The sequence below is a fragment of the Affinundibacterium seohonense genome, from assembly GCF_014284305.1.
Classification (GTDB): domain Bacteria; phylum Pseudomonadota; class Gammaproteobacteria; order Burkholderiales; family Burkholderiaceae_D; genus Undibacterium; species Undibacterium seohonense.
Map to the genome: position 1 here is coordinate 1 of NZ_JACOFW010000034.1, position 19,826 is coordinate 19,826.

Below are 19,826 nucleotides of genomic sequence, written 5' to 3' on the forward strand. Positions count from 1 at the left end.
TTGAGTCTTCGTTTGAAAAATACGTGGCGAAGTTCTTTTATTTTTAAAGTGCCTACTAGAGACGCAATCATTACCCAATAAAAAACCCCGCTTTTAATAAAAGACGGGGTTTGTCAGCGATCTGAAGACGCTCTCGAGCGTCTTTTTTATTTCTTCGATAGCTAAGTCAATCACACGCCCATTTTTTCCAACATACTGCCAAGCTCGCGTAAAGCGGGCTCTAATTTTGGGTGTTTGCTAGCAAACTCTGCATAGATGGCGCGTGAACGATCACTCAAAGCCGCATATAAAGGATCGTCTGGGTTTTCGTCTTTTGCTAACACAACTTCAATATCTTGATGCAAATCTTGAAGTAAAGCCTTCATTTCTGCATCGACTTGTTCGGTCGTGTGCAATCCATCCTGCAATTGTTTTAGCAAACCCTTTAACATATCGCGTTTCATCGTTCTCTCCTTGGTTCTCAAAATGACAATGTAGATCGGTGCGACGCTTAACAGATCGTCGAATTCAAATAATTTATACTTTATAAAGCAAAGCGACCGCCTCTGCGGCTATGCCTTCTTCACGTCCCAAATATCCAAGTTTTTCATTAGTCTTTGCTTTGATATTCACTTGCGTTGGCGATACCTGCAAATCTGCTGCAATATGCGCAATCATTGCTGGAATATGTGGAGCCATCTTTGGCTGTTGCGCGATGATCGTTCCATCCAAATTTCCCAACACGTAGCCACTCTCATGTACACGTGAAATAGCCTCTCGTAACAAAACACGTGAATCAGCACCTGCAAACTTGGCATCGGTATCGGGAAACAATTTGCCAATATCACCTAATGCAGCCGCGCCCAACAATGCATCGGTAATCGCATGTAATAATACATCGGCATCCGAATGTCCCAATAAGCCAGTTTTATGCGGAATATCAACACCACCAATGATCAATTTACGCCCTTCAACTAAGGCATGACAATCATAGCCTTGACCAATACGAAATGGCATTGGCACTGACATTCGATTATTTGCACTTGCACTCATAAGTCTCTAAAAAACAAATGTAAAAATTCCAAATCTTCGGGCACTGTCAATTTACGATTGCGCATAGCACCTTCAACTAGTTTAGGGCGATACCCTATCGTTTCAATAGCACTGGCTTCATCGGTGACTACGATCGCCATTTCCAAAGCGCGCGACAGCAGACCCAAACTAAACATTTGCGGTGTCTGTGCTAACCACAAATTTGTTCTATCGATCGTTTCTACTTGTCCGGCCACACTTCGCTTAACCGTATCAACGACCGGAAGTGCTAGTAAACCACCATTAACATCGTCACCGACTGCTTCAATTAGCTTAGTCACCAACGCGGGAGTTAAACCTGGGCGTGCCGCATCGTGTACCAACACCAGATCGTGATCTTGATAATGACTATAGTTGCGTATCACTTCCAAACCATTTTGTACGGTATCACGACGGGTTTCGCCTCCACAATTGAGGACAGTCAACTTTTGATGTTCAGCTAAAGCATCGTCAATGAAGGCATCTTCAGCACTGACGGCAACAAAGATCTGATCGATTTGCGGGCAAGACAAAAAACAATCTACTGTTCTTTGCAAAACACTTTTTCCCGCCAAGTCCAAGTATTGCTTAGGGATGTTCGCAGCCATACGCGCACCAACACCGGCTGCTGGAATCAATGCGATGTATTTTGGCTTTATGCCTTGCGGATTGCGGGGCAAATCCGAGAAATCAGTAGATTGTTGGGTCATTTCGAGGATACAAGTAGCTGTGCTTGTGCATCGTTTATAATTGACGTTCATTTTAACCGCCAATTCCTGCCGCTGGGCTTTTTCCAGACTGTTTAGCATGAATTTGCAGAACTCCTTGCTTTACATCTAATGTCTTTCGATTTCATCAAAGCACTACCCAAAGCTGGTCACCGATTTGTATTGCCGTCTACGCATGGCTCAGCAGATGCTTATGCTATTGCGCAAGCAGCTTTTGCCTTAAAAGCCGAACAAAGATTCTTGACTATCTTTGTGGCTAGCCCGGCCGACGCACAACGCTTGCTCAGTGAATTGCCGTGGTTTGCACCTGATCTGCGCTGTCATTTGTTACCCGATTGGGAAACGTTGCCATATGACGCGTTTTCACCGCATCAAGATCTGGTGTCTGAGCGTCTAGCAACTTTGTATGAGATCAATAGCGGCAACTGCGATGTTTTGGTCGTCCCTGCTACCACGGCTCTAGTGCGCATGGCACCGCCGTCCTTCTTAGCGGCATACACCTTCTTCTTTAAAGTTGGCGAAACGCTTAACGAAGCCAAGCTCAAAACCCAATTAACGCTGGCGGGTTACACCCATGTCTCCCAAGTCATGTCACCGGGCGAATATTCGGTTCGTGGTGGTTTGATTGATTTATTTCCGATGGGTTCGGTGCTGCCATATCGACTGGATTTGTTCGGCGACAGCATAGAAACCATACGTACCTTCGACGCCGATACACAGCGCTCCTTGTATCCGGTCAAAGAAGTTCGCCTGCTGCCAGGTCGTGAATTTCCTATGGATGAGGCGGGTCGCAGCGCATTCCGTAATCGTTGGCGGGAACAGTTTGAAGGAGATCCTTCGCGTTCCACCGTCTACAAAGACATAGGCAATGGCATTGCATCGGCTGGTATTGAATATTATTTGCCCTTATTTTTTGAGTCGACGGCGACACTGTTTGATTATCTGCCACAAAACACGCATTACGTTTTGATAGGTGATATTGAAGAGGCGATTCAGCGTTTTTGGGTCGACACGCGCTCCCGCTATCAGTTTCTAAAATCCGATAGAGAGCGCCCTGTCCTGCCGCCAGAAACTATCTTTTTACGTGATGAAGATTTTTTTGCAACGCTGAAATCTGAATCTCGTTGGATCGTACAAAACGGTGGTGCCGCGTCCGAAGTCTCCAGTTTTTTACCTGATATCGCCGTGAATCGTCGAGCTGATGATCCACTGACGAATTTGCGCTCGTATTTATTGCAAACCGATAAGCGCGTTTTTATCTGCGCTGAAACAGCCGGTCGACGCGAAACTCTACAACAGTATTTCCGCGATTTCGATCTAGAAATCAGCATCAGTGAAGATTACACAGACTTCATCACCAGCAGCACCAAATTAGTATTGGGAGTCGCGCCGCTACACGCTGGCTTTCAAGCGCAAGACATCGCCTTTATCACTGAAACCGAGCTATACGCCGGCTCTGGCAAGCGTATAGGTCGCAAAAAGCAAGAAGCGGTAACGCAAGTCGAGCACATGGTGCGCGATTTGTCTGAATTAAAAATTGGTGATCCCGTCGTTCATAGCAATCATGGTATCGGCCGCTACATGGGTCTCATCAGCATGGATTTGGGCGAAGGCGAAACCGAATTTCTGCATTTGGAATACGCAAAAGACACCAAGTTATATGTACCCGTATCGCAGTTGCACGTGATTTCACGCTATTCCGGCGCATCACCGGACGACGCGCCTTTACATGCGTTAGGCTCGGGTCAGTGGGAAAAAGCCAAACGCAAAGCCGCGCAACAGATCCGTGACACCGCCGCTGAATTACTCAATCTCTATGCTCGGCGTGCTTTGCGTGAAGGCCACGCTTTCGAATACTCCGCCCACGATTACGCGGCCTTTGCTGATAGTTTTGGCTTTGATGAAACGCCTGATCAAGCCGCTGCGATCACGGCAGTGATAGGCGATATGACCTCGGGCAAACCGATGGACCGATTGATTTGTGGTGATGTGGGTTTTGGTAAAACGGAAGTCGCATTGCGTGCCGCTTTTGTCGCAGTCATGGGTGGCAAGCAAGTAGCGATTCTGGCACCGACTACTCTTTTGGCAGAGCAACACGCACAAACTTTTACCGATCGCTTCGCTAATTGGCCAGTGAAGATTGCAGAGCTATCCCGTTTCAGAAGCGGCAAAGAAATTGCACAAGCCATCAAAGGCATGGGCGATGGGACGGTAGATATCGTAATCGGTACGCACAAACTTTTATCCGATGACGTGAAGTTCTCGCGCCTCGGGCTCGTGATTATTGACGAAGAACATCGCTTTGGTGTGCGCCAAAAAGAAACGCTGAAAGCCTTACGTGCAGAAGTCGACGTACTGACCTTAACCGCGACACCGATACCACGTACATTGGGAATGGCGCTAGAAGGATTGCGTGACTTCTCGATCATCGCGACAGCGCCACAAAAGCGTTTAGCGATCAAAACTTTCGTGCGCAGTGAGGGCGACTCAGTAATCCGAGAAGCCTGCTTACGCGAACTCAAACGCGGCGGTCAAGTCTACTTCTTGCATAATGAAGTAGAGACGATAGAAAACCGTAAAGCCATGCTGGAAGCCTTGCTGCCAGAAGCACGCATCGCGGTCGGCCATGGCCAGATGAATGAACGCGACTTAGAAAAAGTCATGCGCGATTTCGTTGCGCAACGCTACAACATATTGCTGTGCACGACGATTATCGAAACTGGTATTGACGTCCCAAGCGCCAATACCATCATCATGCATAGAGCGGATAAGTTCGGTTTGGCGCAATTGCATCAATTGCGTGGTCGCGTCGGTCGCTCGCATCATCAAGCTTATGCATATTTATTGGTTCACGATGTACAAGGATTGACCAAACAAGCAAATCGTCGCCTGGAAGCGATTCAACAAATGGAAGAGCTCGGCAGCGGTTTCTACCTCGCCATGCATGATTTGGAAATTCGCGGCGCTGGAGAAGTCTTAGGCGACAATCAATCCGGTGAAATGCACGAGATTGGCTTCCAGATGTATTCAGACATGTTGAGTGAAGCTGTACGCAGCTTGAAGAATGGCAAAGAGCCAGATCTCGCAGCGCCACTTTCCACTACAACAGAAATTAATTTGCACATCCCCGCTCTCTTACCCAGCGATTTTTGTGGTGATGTACATGAGCGTTTATCGATCTATAAACGCCTGGCAAATTGCAACAAGCTTGATGCCATTGATGATTTACAAGAAGAGATGATCGATCGTTTTGGTAAATTGCCAGAGCCGGTTAAGTCACTCTTAGAAACACACCGATTGCGCGTGGCCGCTAAGCCGCTGGGCATTATCAAGATTGATGCACACAGTGAAGCCGCAACACTGCAATTTGAACCGCAACCACCGATCGATGCCATGCGCATTATCGAATTGGTTCAGAAAAACAAACACATTAAACTAAACGGTCAAGATAAGTTACGTATCAGCGCCAACATGCCCGATCTGGCAGCACGCGTCGCCCAGATTAAGAGCACGATGAAAGCGCTGCACTAATTTACCGTCACACCATCTTTATACAAAAAATGAATCTGATCATCCAAGGCTTACACACCGTCTTACCCCAACAAGCGGCAACGATTCAAAGCATCGCGCAGATGTCCGGCGCGCAGAAAATTGCACCGATTAATACCAAAGCAGTGCGTTTAGAAAACGTGCAATGCGACGCCAAAATCCTGCAAGCAATTCAGGAGCTATGCTTGCAAGAGCAGCTCGACGTTTATCACGGACAAGCACACCAACTCAGTGACTTTAAGTTGGTCGCGATGGATATGGACTCCACCTTAATCACCATAGAATGTATAGACGAAATCGCCGATATGCAGGGTCTAAAGCCACAAGTCGCAGAAATTACTGAAGCGGCAATGCGTGGCGAAATTGAATTTCAAGAAAGTTTGATTCGCCGAGTTGGCTTACTCAAAGGATTAGAAGCATCCGCCCTACAACGAGTCTACGACCAACGCCTACAGTTATCCTTAGGCGCCGAAAATATGCTTAAGCAAGTTCAGCAAGCAGGCTTAAAGACTTTGTTGGTGTCTGGAGGTTTTACCTTCTTTACCGATAGAATGAAATCGCGCTTAAATCTCGACTACAGCCATGCCAACGTGCTCGAAATCATCGATGACAAACTAACGGGCAAAGTCATTGGCACTATCGTCGATGCCGATGAAAAAAAACGCACGGTCGAAAAAATTTGCGTAGAACTTGGTATCAGTCCACAACAAGCCATCGTCATGGGTGACGGCGCGAATGATTTAAAGATGATGGGGATTGCTGGCTTGTCAGTCGCATTCCGCGCTAAACCAGTGGTATGTGCTCAGGCTAGCGTAGCTTTGAATTTCGTTGGTTTGGATGGAGTTTTGAATTTACTTTGATTCGCCACTCTCTCAAAAAAGGCCGGACAACATAGCATCACCCGGCTTAAATCCCTATTTAGGGAGAGAGATAATGAAAATACATCAAGGCTTAATTCGAAACACGACTTCCACATTCTGTTTGTACTTTAACCAGACTGGTACGGCAAAATCTTTGGCTATCGGTTTACTTTGCACTGAAAGTTCTTCACGCCTAACCGCGCCATCTAATCCCAACAATGTGGAAATACTTTTCAAGGGTGATTGAGAAACACCATTCGCAGCGCCTAAACGCACTGATAAGCCTTGCGCCAATCGTTTAGCATTTTCTTTGGCGTTTGTCGTCGCCATTATGACTAAATCCGCTTGAATTCTATCTATATCGTTACGTCCAAAATTGATAGAAAAATTTCCCAAATAGGGTTTTGCCAACAAGCTGGTGACGATGCTGTTCCATTTTTGGATATCCCTTACAACAATATGGAAGTTACGCATCAAACGATATTTTTTCGTTGTCTCTGTCGTCTCTAGATATTCGACGGCGCTCACATATTTCTTAATCTCCGCAGCTTCAATATCTTCCAAATCTAGAGCATACGACGCAAGTAATGCCATCACATCTGCAGAACTTTTTTCTATCATGCTCAAAGTTAATTCGGGATCAGCAGACAACTCGGTCAACTCAAAATCAATTTCACCAATATTTGGCCGGAGGCTTAAGCTTGCCTCACCTGTGGCATGAATAAAGGGATAGTTTGGTAGCGATGATGCAATCGCAGAACTAGTCAGAGCAAAGCAGCAAAAAATACAGATTCTTTTCAGTATTATCATCACAAACAATTCCAATCACAGATGGTTCTCATCGATACCAGAAACCTTAGATTCAAGGTTTCTGGGTTACTTAAATTTATTTAATCCAATTTCCAAACATATTCCACTTGCGTCGTGATGATTCGACTAGCGCCCTTGGATTTCACTACCGTCCCCTTGCATTTTCCGGACAGAAGTTGCTCTGTTACAGCACTATCTAAGTTTGTCCATCCACTTGATTTAACCACATCGACTTTTTCAATCTTGCCGTCAGCTGCCATAAATACTTTGAGTCTAGTTACGCCAGTTTCCTGCTTCACAAGTGAAATTTTTGGATATTCAGGTTGGCAACCGCTACTAGCAAAATTAATCCTTCCGTTCAATTCTTTACTCAAAACTGGTGCATTAGTTTTAGTGGTTTGAATTGATCCAACGCTGGCATTGGCCACCATACCAAAGCAAACAGCGCTTATACTTAATGCAGTTACCGCGGTTTTCCAATTAACACTTTGTACTTCTGGACGTATTAAACGTTTGATTCGAGACATAAGATTTCCTCCGTGTGCCGCTTGGGCGAGTTGAGGTGTGGTGAATTGGATGTATTCCAATTCTTGTAATGCAAGTGCCAGACGCCGCGGTTCGCCGAGCATACTTGCCGCTAAATCATCCGCAATGTTCTCGCGTTCAGTGCGGATTTTTTTGGAAATCCACCATACAGCTGGGTGGAAAAACAAAACCATTTCGATCAAATTTTGAATAAAGTTAATCAGATAATCGAAGCGCGAAATATGCGCTAATTCGTGGGCGATCAATGCCTCTAAATAGCTTGGCGTCATGCCAGTAACAAGGGACGCTGGAACCAAAATCATCGGTCGTATCCAACCTATGGTGATCGGGCTTTCTAGATCTTGGACGATGCGTACTAAGACCGATTTATCGATCTGAAAACGCGCAGCTAATTGATCGGTTTTTTGCTGCCAATAGCTATTGCTGACACCACGCTTTCCATTGCTGTAGGATCGCAGCCAGAAAACGCCAAGCAATAGTCGCAAGGCGAGAATGGCAACCACAATCGCCCAGGTGATAACGATGAAATCGATGTGCAACTGAAACCAAATCTGCGTTAATTCAGTCCAAGCTAACGCAGCTTTAGATTCAACGAAGCTGCTGGAGCTTACCTGAGCACCAATGAATTCCTTTGTCGTTTGTAGGCTTTGTAACAACTCCCAAATCGGCACCAAAAAACATAATGAAAGGCTGAGACACGCAATTAAATAACGGGTTTGCGCTCGACCGTTGCGGCAGATCTGTAGCAAGAAGGCTGTGACTAACGCAATCGCAAGGCCCTGCCAGAGGAAGTTAACCAGCGCCCAACCGATGGCGTTCGTGAGGAATTGAAAGTCGAAGTTCATTTTTCATCCCCATGCAAAAATTTTTGAATTTCCTCACGCTCTTCTTTGCTGACGTGAGAACGTAAGGCAGCCAGAACCAAGGCTTTGGCCGAGCCAGAAAATGCTTTTTGAATTAAATCCTTTACCAAATTGGTCTGTAAGGCGTCTTGCTCTTCAACCGCTGCATACACATGCGCCTTTTGACTTTCATCGCGACGCAATTGCCCCTTGCTGTGCATCACTTGAAGCATGCGCAATACCGATGCGTAGGCAATTTCTGACCGCTCCTTTTGTGCTGCCTCATGCACTTGTTTCGCCGTCGCTGGGCCCAAAACCCAAAGCAAGCGCATTAACTCCATCTCGGCCCTGGTTGGCTTTGGTGGTCTAGCTTGCTCACTATTTGTGGAAGTATTTTTTTTCATTTGAATTTAATCTCAAGTAGATCGATTCGTCCAGATTAAATAATCTAGATTATTTTGTCTAGATATTTTTTGATTCTTTTTGATTTCATTTACGTTTGTTGTTTTAATACCGAACGCCATCGCTCGCCTGACGTGCCAGAAGTTTAGTGAGCAATGTAGATATTGATCTTAGAGATGATAACAATCATCGTAGGCTAAACTTGAACTCGGAATGCTCACGCTCGGGATATAATCGGAACGAGATTTTTGATCCTAATTCTGCGCAAGCAGCGCAAACCACTGAGGAGATTCTTGTAATGATTGATGTTTATTCCTGGCCGACACCAAATGGCCACAAAGTCCATATCATGTTAGAAGAATGTGGACTAAGCTATCGCGCGATTCCGATTGATATCGGCGCTGGAGACCAATTTTCACCAGAGTTTCTAGCGTTTTCTCCAAACAATAAAATTCCAGCGATCGTCGATGCAGATGGCCCCGATGGCAAGCCAATCGCACTGTTTGAATCTGGTGCCATTTTGGTTTATCTCGCCGGTAAAACTGGACGATTTTTAGGGCAAACCGATAGAGAAAAATATCAAACTTTACAATGGTTGATGTTTCAAGTTGGTGGGTTTGGTCCCATGCTCGGTCAAGCACATCATTTCAGGATCTACGCACCGGAAAAGATTGATTACGCCTATGATCGCTACACCAACGAGGCAAAACGTTTATACCAAGTCTTAGAAAAACAATTGTCGCAACAAGCCTATCTCGCTGGCGATGACTATACGATCGCTGATATAGCGTGTTTTCCGTGGGCGCGCTCGTCCGCGAATCAAGGCATAGATTGGGCAGAATATCCGCAAACAAAACGCTGGTTTGACGACATTGATGCGCGCCCTGCAGTTCAGAGGGGATTACAGGTTTTGACTAAGCATAGAAAACCATTGACCGACAGCAAGTCCAAAGATATTTTGTTTGGACAAACACAGTACGCAAAAAAATAGTGCATCCTGTAAGTATATTTATCGACTAGCATTTTGCACCTGCGCCAGCACAAAAACACCATAAGGAAAAATTGACATTATGCGACGCGCACCTAAAAAGAAAATTCAAAAATTGGCTGGTGATTCACTACGTATCACCAACTTATCCTTAGCGGTCTCACAGTCTGGTAGTCGATTGGAAGATCATGATTGGCAGACTTTGTTAGATGCTCTGGTTGCAAAGAACCTTGAAACAAAACATCAGTCGGTCTTAGATGCTGCCGCCGAACATGTATTCACCAATCAGCCAGAAGCGTATGAGGTCTTGATCGAGGCAATGGAATCCCTCGCGACCTCAGGTCGCATACAGGATGGTGATACCTCTTATGACTTGCTCTTGGTTGCCGCACCTATCTTGGCGTGGAGTCGCTTCGATATTGCATCAGGCAATATTCCTGCAACGATACTCAAGTCACTGACGACAAGCTGGCGCGAGTCGTTAATGTGCAAAGGCGTACAAGTTTGTCTCTTGCCGACTTTGTATTCGATCGATCAATTGCCACAAGACCATTGCGCTATCAATGATCTGCTACATCACACAGCACGAGATTTTTTACAAAACAAATCCATTGCAACGCCAAAAGATTTACCGAAGACTGTTCCATTCTTGGCTGACAGCCGCTATTTACTCGGCGTGGTCTTGGCACCAATTAATTCACCTCTATTTCAATGGCAAATGACGCCCTCGCCTTTTGACATTGCGAAAGCAAAAGAAGCGGCTCTCCTACTTTGGAAACAGCGAGCACATGCCGATATTGCGCACTTGCTCCCGGGATGCGGATTTGAATTTTTACTGCCAGAGTCTTATTACTCGGCTTGTCGTGAAGCCGATATTTTAGTTCGCCCAATATCGATTCGAGCAACCGTATTCTATTTAAGCCAGACCCTAAATGTCGAAGCTAGCGAACTTGGTGCTGTCATTGGTCGATTTGGTCCAGAAACCCACCCAGGTCAAGTCGATGAAATCCGGGTTGGGTTCACACTCAGAAAGGAGCCAGAGATTATCTACGGCGTGATTTGGCCGCTTTATCAACAAGAAGACGAACTCAATGCTCTAGTGGGGCCGTCCATTTCTCCAATCGACGAACGAAAAGGTGAAATTCCAACCTTACTCAAAGAAAGTGGAATTCAACAGATCCAGATTCTTGAAGACATTTATGGAATGGAATTTTGCGATGACTGCCAGGCACCTTTGTATGCTGACGCAGAAGGTGATTTAGTGCATCCCGAAATGCCAGATGACGCTCCACCCGAAGGTTCAGTGCATCTGCACTAACATTGGTTAAATCAATTAATTAGAAGACATAAAAAAACCAGTCGGCAATGACTGGTTTTTTTAATCATATTAATTGCTATCACCAACGTGAAAATGGATGCTTGAACAAATTCGCATTCGCGTAACGATAATCGTGACTAACCTCTTCACCAAGCCAAGACGGTTTAACAAATACCTGATCAGCACTAGTTAATTCGACTTCGGCAACAACCAAACCTGCGTTGTCGCCAAAAAACTCGTCAACTTCCCACACCACCTCGTCGATCGCGATACGGTAGCGGTGTTTTTCAATTAAGGGCTGCTGACATACACCATCCAATAACTCTTTCGCATCGGCGAGAGGGATAGCATATTCCCATTCACCGCGAGATATTCCGATCGTCTTTCCTTTGATTGTCAGCATTGCCGACTGTCCTTCAACCCTCACCCGCACGACTCGACCAGCTTCGGAGCTCAAATAGCCTTGTCGCATAAATACGGGCTCGGCGAGCTGCTTCCAGTCGTCACCGAGAACCAAGAATTTTCTTTCGATCTCTAAACCCACAGCGATTACTTCTTCAGGGCTGTCAAAATCGGCTGTAACATCGCTTCACCGAGTTTCATACTACGAGCCCCATCCCATCCAACTTCCAAGTCAGGCATATTCGCATTGTCTTTAAACGGCAATTCTAGAGTCAATGAAACGCACTTATACGTATGACCAATATATTTTGAAGCCAGTTTCAATAAGTCCTCATTGTACTTACTGGCTTCATAGCCATATTGCGTCTGGAAATCCGGACTCGCAGCACAGAAACTGTCCACAAAGGCGTTCTGCTCTTGCACTTGACCTTCACTGAAACCTTCCAACATTTCACTACCGGCGACAAATACATACGGTAAACCTTCATCACCGTGAATATCGAGAAACAAATCACAACCGACTTCCTCGATTTTCTTTTTAACGTAATAGACTTCAGGGCTGGTCGCCAAAGATGGCGTCATCCATTCACGATTCAAATTTGCTCCAGCCGCATTGGTGCGCAAATTTCCACGCACTGATCCATCAGGGTTCATATTCGGCACCACATACAACACCGCTTTATCCAAAATCGCACGCGCAATCGGATTCGCCAAATCTAGTAACGCATTCAGCGTACCTTCGACCAACCACTCAGCCATCGTTTCACCAGGATGCTGGCGAGCGATAATCCAAACCTTTTTCTCTGCACTAGGATTGCCGACAATAACCAGATTCAAATCTCTGCCATCAACAGTACTACCCAAGTCCTCCACTCTGACTTGCTCTGATTGCTCCACACTACCAAGCAAAGCCAAATGGCGCTCCCAACTATATGGCTCAAAATAGGCGTAATACACACTATCGGTTTCAGGCGTGTGCTTAATCGTCATTACCTTGCCATCAAATTCAGTCTCGACTCGAAACCAATTTTCTCGGTCATAACTTGCCACGGCACGATAGCCCTCCCAGCCGTCTGGGTAAGTCGCTTCACCTGCATTTAAAATATGGATATTCGCCTCTTGATCACGCGCGCCTTGCAGACGAAAATAAAACCATTGCATGAACTCTGCATTCGAATCTGCACGCAATTTCAATTCAATATTTTCAGCATTAAACGCACTGACAACTTCAATCGCACCCGCATCAAAATTTTGACTAATTTTTAAACCCATAATGATCTCTCTAAAATGTGTTCTCGCTCATAGCAAGAATCGATTCGTTCAGACTGCGCTTAGCAGCTATACGCTATTGTCACCGCATATGAACTAATCTGACAATCACTAAAATTAAATTGAATGGCGATATTAATCCACTGAATCAAACAAATTTGCGGTAATGCATTTTTTAATGGAAAAAAAACACCGGGTATTCTATAATCCGCAGCTCAGTGTCGGGGCGTAGCGCAGCCTGGTAGCGTACGTGCATGGGGTGCACGGGGTCGCAAGTTCGAATCTTGCCGTCCCGACCAATTGAATTAGTTCGAATGTCTCATTGACCGATTTATGCGAGGGCGCGCGCAAAGTTATTAATGATCGCTATATCTGGTGGCATTGAAACAAATGGAATTTGTTCTCGATTTAAGGTTTCCCGCAAATCAAAATCAATTTGCCGAGCCTCTTCTTCGTTTTGAAATCGACCGACTTGAACATATTTCTTATCTCCGCGTTCGACGAGAATATTAAGATTATCGTGACGACGATACCAATTTAAAATCTGCGCTCTGGTTTTGTCTACATCGCAAATATTCTCACTGTATGTATTGTTGTAATACAGCACTTGCATTAGCGCACACTCAGTAACCAAATACTGCACTTGCCCATCCAACAGATCAAGCATTTCAAACTGTCTTTGAGCGACTTGGTATTGATTTTTTAATGCTTCGAAGTCTTTTTGCCACACCAAAGACTTTGCATAATCTGGTATTTGCTCTACGGATTTATGACGCAAATTAAGATTGAGAATAATAGCAGAAGAAAAAAGTGACTTATCACAGCCAGGTCCACCAATTATATTGATAACCTTAGTGGGATAAAGTCGCATTTTATTTTCGTGACTTAAGCGTGATGCACCAGTAACTTGGACTGACATAGTGGCCTCAATAAGGATATTGAATGTCGCTCGATGCTACCACGACCATTCTCAAAGTGGGACTCTAAATAATGTCTAGTTTTAGGTTTTTGAAAAACCTTCATTTTTCAACGACTTCCAAGGAAAACATGTCTCATTTTTTGCTTGGATAAAACAAAACAGGGTTAAATCATGAATGACTTAACCCTGTGTTGGCGACCATACAATCGAATTAATCCACTCGAATAACTTGATCGCCAATGCGGAACTTTTCCCGACGGTCACCCATCAATGCACGCAATTCCTTGATGCTCAAGTCACTTATTTCATGCATACGAATAAGTAATGATGCACCAACTGGCAGATGGTGATGGCGGATTTTACTAATTACTGGTGGTGCAACTTCTAACGCGCGTGACAAAGCAGCATCATTTTTCAAATGAAGTTGCTTAATCAATGTATCCAATAAATTATTGGGGTTGTAATCAAAATCATCTGACTTTAAGTCTAAAAGGTTTGCCATTTTTCTCTCACTCTTCACAAAATACAGTTAAAAACTTATCTGTATGTACCAAGACCAAATCGGTTTGGCTGCTATTTTTAATTTCGCCTTCACAGTATTAAAACTATAAAAACGCCCTACTTCAAAACAGAAACTGTGTCAAACACAACATCAAAATTCAGTAATCAAGGCGTAACAAAATAACGTCATGATTACCAAACCCTAATAAAACACAAAAATCCATTCTTGCTTGACTTCCTTGCACGTTTTTTGCTCTTCGTCAAATAATCATGCAATTTGATGTTGGCGGAAAGACAGGGATTTGAACCCTGGATACGTCATAAACGTATGCCGGATTTCGAGTCCGGTGCATTCGACCACTCTGCCATCTTTCCAAATTGCCAAAACTAGCCAAGCCCGCGATTGTAGCAAAGTTCAAAACTGATTGGTAGCCTGTTTTTTTAGCAATGCCATAATCAAAAGCCCTGATTTCATTGGATTTTTATTTGATATCTTGAATATATAAGGAATTAAAGAATATTTCCACCTGAAAATAATATGCAAATAGCATATTAGAGTGTTTACTCTAACTATGACTGCAAAATAATCATTTTTTAGCCAAATTTACTAGGTTTTTTGATTCTTTATTAGGTAAAAAAAGAATCTTATGAAGTCAATAAATTCATTCATTTCAAAATGAAATACTCAGGTCACATTAGACAACTAAGCTTGTGATGCCGAGTACAAATTTCGAGTCGGCAATTTTCTAAGGTTAAATACTGATTTTATGGAACATGGACTAAGGCTAAATTTCACCAATGACTGCTCAATGCATGTAGCACAACTACATTCCAATATTGACGACAGTGGGCGGAATGTATTATTGATTCAACTAAAAAAAATTATTGAAGAACGTCAATTAAGTGCACGCTTCCAGCCGATTATTCAAATGTCTGATGGACTGGTTCTTGGCTATGAAGGCCTAATCAGGGGGCCGTCAGACAGCCCATTACATTCACCTCTTCATTTATTTCAAGCTGCCGCAGAGCATAGTCTCAGCGTGACGGTGGAGCATCTCTGCAGACGAATTGTTCTAGAGCAATTTAAACTTTTGAATTTGCCGGGCAAGCTATTTTTAAATGTTAGCCCAGAGTGCCTTCTACAACGTGATGCCAAACATGGCGATACACTTAACTACATCCATGAATTGGGCATCAACCCAGAAAATGTCATCATCGAACTGACCGAATATCAACCGACTCATGACTATGCGTTATTACATGAAGCAGTTTTACACTATCGGCAAATGGGATTTGAAATCGCGATAGATGACTTAGGTGAGGGATTTTCCAGTCTAAGATTGTGGTCAGAACTTCATCCTGAGTTCGTTAAAATCGACATGCACTTCATTCATGGGATAGATAAAGATGCTGTCAAACAGCAGTTTGTACGCTCGATACAGGGCATAGCGGAGAAATCTGGTTCTCGCGTCGTAGCCGAAGGCATTGAGACTCAAGCCGAATTAATTACCTTAAGAGATCTTGGTATCGCCTTTGGTCAGGGCTACCACATCGCCAAACCACATGCAAATCCTGCTAAGGCGATTTCGGCCGAGGTTGCCAAAGCTTTATTAGTCAAACAATATAAAAAAACAGCGCCACCTGTAGCAAACGAGAATATTGTGACAATCAAAAATATTATCAAATCCCCCCCTTTTATTACCTCGTCAACATTGAATAATGAAGTTGAAAATCTATTTTTAGCTGATCCCAAATTGAAGATTATTCCTGTTGTAGATAAGCAGATTCCTGTTGGCATCATCAATCGTCATGCGATGATTGATCGTTTTTCTAGGCCATTTCAGCGCGAGCTTTATGGTAAAAAGCCTTGCTCTGTATTTATGGACAATAAACCACTAATTGTGGAGCAAAACACTAGTCTGCAACAGGTTAGTCACATGATAGTAGAAGCCGATCCGGAGCACCTAATTAACGGCATCATTGTGGTTGAAAATGGTCAATACACTGGCTTGGCTACTGGACCCGACCTTATGCGTGAAATTACGAAAATGCAAATCGATGCAGCTCGCTACGCTAACCCGCTAACCCAATTACCAGGAAATGTTCCAATAAATCAGCAGATAGACCGCCTTCTTCAAGAACACAGCACTTTCTTCGCATGTTACTGTGACCTAGATCATTTCAAACCTTTCAATGACGTCTATGGGTACCAGCGTGGAGATGAGGTTATACAGATGACTAGCAAAGTGATTGCGCAACAATGCGATATCAATAAAGATTTTGTTGGTCACATTGGCGGCGATGACTTCATTGTTTTGTTTCAGAGTGATGATTGGGAACATCGCTGTCGAAAAATTCTGCAAAATTTTGCTGAGGCAATTTCAGAATTTTATAGTATCGAGGATAGAGATCGAGGTGGATATATCAGCGAAGACCGACAAGGAAAAAAAGTTTTTTACCCTTTGATCAGCCTTTCGTTAGGAGTGATACGAGCCAACGCTGGAACTTACGCATCGCATCATCAAATCGCCGTTGCCGCAGCCGATGCCAAGAAACAGGCCAAACGATTATTTGGCAACAGTTTATTTATAGACAGGAGGAGAGAAACCAATTCGGGAAATTAAGCAAATTGATTTATAGGGTCTGCAAAGTCCAGAAGACTACTCTCCATTGGTACAAGCTTGCTAAATCCAATTGCACGATAAAGCCAAAATTATTTGCGATAAATTTCAGGGCGCGATTTATTGCGCGTCTCATAGACTATTTTTGCATCTTTCATCGCACGGTCTAATGTACGCATTTCCTCATGATCGTCGTGTGGACTAAAATAGTCTGCAGCTTGCGCGCGCATAACATACTTAATCGCTGCTTCATCATTAATGTTATACATTTCGGTTAGAAGTGTCGTGACTTCGTCTAAGTATTCTTCATAGGTCATGAACTTTTCCATCTTATTAATTCCTTTTTGTGCTGAGTAATTGAACAACCGCAGCATCTTACTCTGGTTTATTGCAATCACCGATTTTGTACATAAAAAAACGTTGACTCAGTTTTAGACCAAGTCAACGCTTCTTGTCAGGAGAACTAAAAATTAATGAGTAATAACTTCTCGTATCGTTGCCGCCAATTCTTCCGCAACAAATTTGGCAACGTAAGCATCCGCACCAACGCTACGCACGTGATCTTCGTTTGTAGTACCAGAAAGCGAAGAGTGAATAATCACAGGCAAAGCCTTGAAGCGATCATCTTGCTTAATATTTCGCGTCAAAGTAAAACCATCCATTTCTGGCATCTCCAAGTCAGTCAACATCAAAGCGACTTTATCACGTAAAGTTTTGCCCTCAGCGAGAGCACCCGCATGCAGAAGTTGCAATTTCTCCCAAGCTTCTTTGCCAGTTTTGCACATGATGTAAGGCGCGCCGATAGCATCTAAAGCTTGACCAATTAAGCCGCGTGCCACAGCCGAATCGTCGGCGGCTAAAATTACAGCTCCTGGCTTAATTTTTAATTTCGCACCGATGGTCTCGGAATCGACGTCTTTATTACCACTAGGTGCAATTTGTCGCAAAATCTGCTCGACATCCAAAACCTGTGCCAAGCGCGTATCTTCGGCATCGCCATCCAAGCGAGCGATACTAGTGACCATACCACCAGCTGCACTCGATTCCGCAGACAGTACCTGACTCCAATCCAAGCGAACAATTTCTTCGACAGATTCAACAGCGAACCCTTGCGTTGAACGCGCAAACTCTGTCACCAGCATGATATTCAAGCCAGTCGTTGGAGTACGGCCAACAACTGAGGGTAAGTCAATCACTGGAATGATTTGCCCACGCAAATTAACGACACCTAAGTTATGAGGCAATGCCCCCGCCACAGCAGTGATTTCAGGCATAGCGACAATTTCACGTACCTTAAATACGTTGATACCAAATAATTCAGAACGCTGATTAACCCCATCCACACCTAATCTGAACAACAACAATTCAAACTTATTTGAACTGATTAAGTTGGTACGTTCATCAACTTCATGTTGTACAGTGCTCATGTTTATCTTCCTCATTAATTTTGTAGCTACACGACAATCTTAAGTTGCACCACGTTCTTATTATGCTACTTTTTTCTGAAGAAACACTAATTTCCCATCTGAAATATTTATTTTTTTCAATGATGTGACAAAAATGTTTCAACATGAAAGTTATAGCGTAATAAAAACATGGTATTTTTTCCAAACGTGATGAGATCTTTATACCTTACTTAATCACTTTATAACATGGTATATATGCCTTACCTGGCAATTTCATACGTGTTTGCTTAACAAATGAATCCAAGAGAATATCCATTGCATGCATAATGTCTGGATCTCCACAGATCTCAAAATGTCCATATTGTTCTATCGCACGAATTCCTTGATCTTTTACATTTCCCGCAACGACACCGGAGAAGGCCCGACGCAAATTCGCAGCTAGCAAATGTGCTGGCTGGTTTTTATGCAATGCCAATCCACGCATATTTTCATGGGTTGGCGCAAATGGATGTTGAAATTCACGATCTATTTTTAAGAGCCAATTGTAATAATAAGCATCACCGTGTTGTTTGCGATAAGAACGCACCGTCTTGATCCCGGCTTGCACTTCGCGAGCAACTTTTACAGGATCGTCGATAATAATTTGGTACTTACTTTGCGCTTCCGCACCTAAAGTTGCCAAGATAAACTGATCGATCTGCTTGAAATAATCCGCCGCTGACGCTGGCCCCGTGAAAATCACAGGGAATGGCATTTGCGCATTATCAGGATGCAATAAAATTCCAAGCAAGTAGAGAATTTCTTCAGCAGTCCCTGCGCCACCTGGAAATACCACGATCGCATGAGCCATTCGTACAAACGCTTCTAGGCGCTTTTCAATATCTGGCAAAATCACTAAATCATTAACGATGGGATTCGGTGCCTCTGCCGCGATAATCCCGGGCTCAGAAACACCAAGATAGCGACCATTTTCTATCCTCTGTTTAGCGTGTCCAATCGTGGCCCCTTTCATCGGCCCTTTCATCGCCCCGGGACCGCAACCCGTGCAAATATCCATGGCGCGTAAGCCTAAATGATAGCCAACTATTTTCGTGTAGTCGTATTCATGTCCAGAGATCGAGTGTCCACCCCAGCAAACCACTAGGTTGGGACTAATTTGTGGCTGCAACAGATTTGCATTTCGGAGTATGTGAAAGACGGCATCGGTCACGCCTTCAGTTGTTTCGAGGTCAATATGCGCATTCTTTAGAATTTCCCCATCAATAAACAGAATGTCACGCAACACTGCAAATAAATGCTCTTGAATACCTTTGATCATCACACCATCGACAAAAGCGCTGGCAGGTGCCGCCTTGACATCCAACTTGATACCACGCTCACGTTGAACGATACTGATATCAAAGCTTTTATAGCGCTCCAATAATTCTTTCCCGTCATCCAAACCACTACCGCAATTGAGTACCGCTAAAGCACAGCTACGAAATAGCTGATACAAACCACCATGACTGGTATCCCATAATCTCGCGACTTCTGCTTTCGACAAAACTTCCAAATGTCCTTCAGGTGCAATCTGTGCGTCCATTACTTCATAATTCATAATTGAATTTCCCTCTTC

18 protein-coding genes and 2 tRNA genes are annotated in these 19,826 nt (G+C 44.0%); 6 read left to right on the top strand and 14 right to left on the bottom strand.

Annotated features, from left to right (window positions below; all coding sequences use genetic code 11):
• Positions 1 to 170: 170 nt before the first annotated feature.
• The 3 genes from H8K52_RS19055 to ispD all read right to left on the bottom strand — a co-directional run bounded on the left by H8K52_RS19055 (position 171) and on the right by ispD (position 1,760).
• On the bottom strand, positions 171 to 443 hold the full coding sequence (locus tag H8K52_RS19055) for a DUF4404 family protein (RefSeq protein WP_186924507.1): 273 nt from the start codon (positions 441 to 443) through the stop codon (positions 171 to 173).
• 73 nt (positions 444 to 516) lie between these two features.
• Positions 517 to 1,008, bottom strand: coding sequence for a 2-C-methyl-D-erythritol 2,4-cyclodiphosphate synthase (gene ispF / locus H8K52_RS19060; protein WP_186924539.1), 492 nt, complete (start codon positions 1,006 to 1,008; stop codon positions 517 to 519).
• 20 nt (positions 1,009 to 1,028) lie between these two features.
• Positions 1,029 to 1,760 carry a 2-C-methyl-D-erythritol 4-phosphate cytidylyltransferase gene (gene ispD, locus H8K52_RS19065; RefSeq protein WP_186924508.1) on the bottom strand — a complete coding sequence of 244 codons (732 nt, stop codon included), beginning with the start codon at positions 1,758 to 1,760 and terminating at the stop codon, positions 1,029 to 1,031.
• 129 nt (positions 1,761 to 1,889) lie between these two features.
• Between ispD and mfd the strand changes: the two genes are divergently transcribed.
• Together mfd and serB are read left to right on the top strand one after the other, a co-directional pair.
• Positions 1,890 to 5,309 (top strand): transcription-repair coupling factor, encoded by a 3,420-nt coding sequence (gene mfd / locus H8K52_RS19070; RefSeq protein WP_186924509.1) that lies wholly within the window; start codon positions 1,890 to 1,892, stop codon positions 5,307 to 5,309.
• Positions 5,310 to 5,338: 29 nt separating this feature from the next.
• Positions 5,339 to 6,187, top strand: coding sequence for a phosphoserine phosphatase SerB (gene serB, locus H8K52_RS19075; RefSeq protein ID WP_186924510.1), 849 nt, complete (start codon positions 5,339 to 5,341; stop codon positions 6,185 to 6,187).
• Between the two features lie 84 nt (positions 6,188 to 6,271).
• Here serB and H8K52_RS19080 read toward each other — a convergent pair whose 3' ends face one another.
• From H8K52_RS19080 to H8K52_RS19090, 3 genes are all read right to left on the bottom strand, one after another.
• Positions 6,272 to 6,997, bottom strand: coding sequence for an SIMPL domain-containing protein (locus H8K52_RS19080; protein ID WP_186924511.1), 726 nt, complete (start codon positions 6,995 to 6,997; stop codon positions 6,272 to 6,274).
• An 80-nt stretch (positions 6,998 to 7,077) separates the two neighbouring features.
• The gene (locus H8K52_RS19085; RefSeq protein WP_186924512.1) at positions 7,078 to 8,388 is read right to left on the bottom strand and encodes a M56 family metallopeptidase; all 1,311 of its coding nucleotides are present in this window, start codon (positions 8,386 to 8,388) and stop codon (positions 7,078 to 7,080) included.
• Positions 8,385 to 8,789, bottom strand: coding sequence for a BlaI/MecI/CopY family transcriptional regulator (locus H8K52_RS19090; RefSeq protein WP_186924513.1), 405 nt, complete (start codon positions 8,787 to 8,789; stop codon positions 8,385 to 8,387). The genes H8K52_RS19085 and H8K52_RS19090 overlap by 4 nt, the downstream gene beginning before the upstream one ends.
• Positions 8,790 to 9,085: 296 nt before the next feature.
• Between H8K52_RS19090 and H8K52_RS19095 the strand changes: the two genes are divergently transcribed.
• Together H8K52_RS19095 and H8K52_RS19100 are read left to right on the top strand one after the other, a co-directional pair.
• Complete coding sequence (locus tag H8K52_RS19095) at positions 9,086 to 9,778, top strand: glutathione binding-like protein (protein ID WP_186924514.1); 693 nt, start codon at positions 9,086 to 9,088, stop codon at positions 9,776 to 9,778.
• 79 nt (positions 9,779 to 9,857) lie between these two features.
• The gene (locus H8K52_RS19100) at positions 9,858 to 11,093 is read left to right on the top strand and encodes a DUF2863 family protein (RefSeq protein WP_186924515.1); all 1,236 of its coding nucleotides are present in this window, start codon (positions 9,858 to 9,860) and stop codon (positions 11,091 to 11,093) included.
• A 79-nt stretch (positions 11,094 to 11,172) separates the two neighbouring features.
• On the opposite strand, the gene H8K52_RS19105 is transcribed toward H8K52_RS19100, so the two are convergent.
• On the bottom strand, positions 11,173 to 11,637 hold the full coding sequence (locus H8K52_RS19105; RefSeq protein ID WP_186924516.1) for a CYTH domain-containing protein: 465 nt from the start codon (positions 11,635 to 11,637) through the stop codon (positions 11,173 to 11,175).
• A 5-nt stretch (positions 11,638 to 11,642) separates the two neighbouring features.
• Positions 11,643 to 12,767, bottom strand: a complete 1,125-nt coding sequence (locus H8K52_RS19110; RefSeq protein WP_186924517.1) for a M14 family metallopeptidase — start codon at positions 12,765 to 12,767, stop codon at positions 11,643 to 11,645.
• Between the two features lie 219 nt (positions 12,768 to 12,986).
• Here H8K52_RS19110 and H8K52_RS19115 point away from each other — a divergent pair.
• Positions 12,987 to 13,063: transfer RNA gene (locus H8K52_RS19115), tRNA-Pro, on the top strand.
• 32 nt (positions 13,064 to 13,095) lie between these two features.
• Here the strand turns inward: H8K52_RS19115 and H8K52_RS19120 are convergent.
• The 3 genes from H8K52_RS19120 to H8K52_RS19130 all read right to left on the bottom strand — a co-directional run bounded on the left by H8K52_RS19120 (position 13,096) and on the right by H8K52_RS19130 (position 14,559).
• Positions 13,096 to 13,683, bottom strand: coding sequence for a hypothetical protein (locus H8K52_RS19120; protein ID WP_186924518.1), 588 nt, complete (start codon positions 13,681 to 13,683; stop codon positions 13,096 to 13,098).
• Between the two features lie 211 nt (positions 13,684 to 13,894).
• Positions 13,895 to 14,185 carry a hypothetical protein gene (locus tag H8K52_RS19125; protein WP_186924519.1) on the bottom strand — a complete coding sequence of 97 codons (291 nt, stop codon included), beginning with the start codon at positions 14,183 to 14,185 and terminating at the stop codon, positions 13,895 to 13,897.
• A gap of 283 nt (positions 14,186 to 14,468) precedes the next feature.
• A tRNA-Ser gene (locus H8K52_RS19130) sits at positions 14,469 to 14,559 on the bottom strand.
• 434 nt (positions 14,560 to 14,993) lie between these two features.
• Here H8K52_RS19130 and H8K52_RS19135 point away from each other — a divergent pair.
• Entirely contained in the window at positions 14,994 to 16,808 is a 1,815-nt protein-coding gene (locus H8K52_RS19135) for a GGDEF domain-containing protein (RefSeq protein ID WP_186924520.1), read from the top strand.
• A gap of 89 nt (positions 16,809 to 16,897) precedes the next feature.
• On the opposite strand, the gene H8K52_RS19140 is transcribed toward H8K52_RS19135, so the two are convergent.
• From H8K52_RS19140 to ppnN, 3 genes are all read right to left on the bottom strand, one after another.
• Positions 16,898 to 17,134, bottom strand: a complete 237-nt coding sequence (locus H8K52_RS19140) for a hypothetical protein (protein WP_246464702.1) — start codon at positions 17,132 to 17,134, stop codon at positions 16,898 to 16,900.
• 141 nt (positions 17,135 to 17,275) lie between these two features.
• Positions 17,276 to 18,232 (bottom strand): chemotaxis protein, encoded by a 957-nt coding sequence (locus H8K52_RS19145; protein WP_186924521.1) that lies wholly within the window; start codon positions 18,230 to 18,232, stop codon positions 17,276 to 17,278.
• A gap of 205 nt (positions 18,233 to 18,437) precedes the next feature.
• A complete protein-coding gene (ppnN, locus tag H8K52_RS19150) occupies positions 18,438 to 19,808 on the bottom strand; it encodes a nucleotide 5'-monophosphate nucleosidase PpnN (RefSeq protein WP_281387993.1) in 1,371 nt (456 codons plus the stop codon).
• Positions 19,809 to 19,826 lie beyond the last annotated feature (18 nt).

Excerpts from the sequence above, each read along its gene's own strand:
- H8K52_RS19055 (WP_186924507.1), bottom strand. The coding sequence starts at position 443 with ATGAAACGCGATATGTTAAAGGGTTTGCTAAAACAATTGCAGGATGGA.
- ispF (WP_186924539.1), bottom strand. The coding sequence starts at position 1,008 with ATGTCAGTGCCAATGCCATTTCGTATTGGTCAAGGCTATGATTGTCAT.
- ispD (WP_186924508.1), bottom strand. The coding sequence starts at position 1,760 with ATGACCCAACAATCTACTGATTTCTCGGATTTGCCCCGCAATCCGCAA.
- mfd (WP_186924509.1), top strand. The coding sequence starts at position 1,890 with ATGTCTTTCGATTTCATCAAAGCACTACCCAAAGCTGGTCACCGATTT.
- serB (WP_186924510.1), top strand. The coding sequence starts at position 5,339 with ATGAATCTGATCATCCAAGGCTTACACACCGTCTTACCCCAACAAGCG.
- H8K52_RS19080 (WP_186924511.1), bottom strand. The coding sequence starts at position 6,997 with ATGATAATACTGAAAAGAATCTGTATTTTTTGCTGCTTTGCTCTGACT.
- H8K52_RS19085 (WP_186924512.1), bottom strand. The coding sequence starts at position 8,388 with ATGAACTTCGACTTTCAATTCCTCACGAACGCCATCGGTTGGGCGCTG.
- H8K52_RS19090 (WP_186924513.1), bottom strand. The coding sequence starts at position 8,789 with ATGAAAAAAAATACTTCCACAAATAGTGAGCAAGCTAGACCACCAAAG.
- H8K52_RS19095 (WP_186924514.1), top strand. The coding sequence starts at position 9,086 with ATGATTGATGTTTATTCCTGGCCGACACCAAATGGCCACAAAGTCCAT.
- H8K52_RS19100 (WP_186924515.1), top strand. The coding sequence starts at position 9,858 with ATGCGACGCGCACCTAAAAAGAAAATTCAAAAATTGGCTGGTGATTCA.
- H8K52_RS19110 (WP_186924517.1), bottom strand. The coding sequence starts at position 12,767 with ATGGGTTTAAAAATTAGTCAAAATTTTGATGCGGGTGCGATTGAAGTT.
- H8K52_RS19120 (WP_186924518.1), bottom strand. The coding sequence starts at position 13,683 with ATGTCAGTCCAAGTTACTGGTGCATCACGCTTAAGTCACGAAAATAAA.
- H8K52_RS19125 (WP_186924519.1), bottom strand. The coding sequence starts at position 14,185 with ATGGCAAACCTTTTAGACTTAAAGTCAGATGATTTTGATTACAACCCC.
- H8K52_RS19135 (WP_186924520.1), top strand. The coding sequence starts at position 14,994 with ATGCATGTAGCACAACTACATTCCAATATTGACGACAGTGGGCGGAAT.
- H8K52_RS19140 (WP_246464702.1), bottom strand. The coding sequence starts at position 17,134 with ATGGAAAAGTTCATGACCTATGAAGAATACTTAGACGAAGTCACGACA.
- H8K52_RS19145 (WP_186924521.1), bottom strand. The coding sequence starts at position 18,232 with ATGAGCACTGTACAACATGAAGTTGATGAACGTACCAACTTAATCAGT.
- ppnN (WP_281387993.1), bottom strand. The coding sequence starts at position 19,808 with ATGAATTATGAAGTAATGGACGCACAGATTGCACCTGAAGGACATTTG.